The 718-nt window shown below is 63.9% G+C and carries 1 protein-coding gene; it reads right to left on the bottom strand.

Annotation, left to right across the window (positions count from 1 at the left end):
• Nucleotides 1-163 precede the first annotated feature (163 nt).
• Nucleotides 164-718 (bottom strand): EF-Tu C-terminal domain-related protein (locus AC2YHT_RS25665; RefSeq protein ID WP_487292615.1); only part of this gene is annotated, 555 nt, incomplete at its 5' end.

Raw genomic sequence — 718 nt, 5'->3', positions numbered from 1 at the left:
TCTGAGAGACCCCTCACCCGACCTGCTTCGCAGGCCACCCTCTCCCGCAAGGGGAGAGGGATCAGGCGGCACGGCTCCCCCTTCAGGGATCAGGCAAAAGAAAAGGCCCCGGAGTTTCCTCCGGGGCCTTCGCTTTGTCAGCCGAAGCTAAGACAGTCGAGGATTACTCGACGATCTTGGCGACGACGCCGGCGCCGACGGTGCGGCCGCCTTCACGGATGGCGAAGCGGAGCTTCTCTTCCATGGCGATCGGGGTGATCAGCTCGACGTCCAGCTCGGCGTTGTCGCCCGGCATGATCATTTCCACGCCTTCGCGCAGCTTGATGATCCCGGTCACGTCCGTGGTGCGGAAGTAGAACTGCGGGCGGTAGTTGGTGAAGAACGGGGTGTGACGACCGCCTTCTTCCTTGGTGAGGATGTAGGCCTCGGCCACGAACTTGGTGTGCGGGGTGATCGAACCCGGCTTGCACAGCACTTGGCCGCGCTCGACGTCTTCGCGCTTGGTGCCGCGCAGCAGCACGCCCACGTTGTCGCCGGCCTGACCTTGGTCGAGCAGCTTGCGGAACATTTCGACGCCCGTGCAGGTCGTCTTCTGGACCGGACGGATGCCGACGATTTCGACTTCTTCACCGACCTTCACGATGCCGCGCTCGACGCGACCGGTCACCACGGTGCCGCGGCCCGAGATCGAGAACACGTCTTCCACCGGCATCAGGAA

This window comes from Caulobacter sp. SRI_008 (genome assembly GCF_057586355.1).
This window is presented reverse-complemented; position numbering and strand designations above follow the sequence as displayed.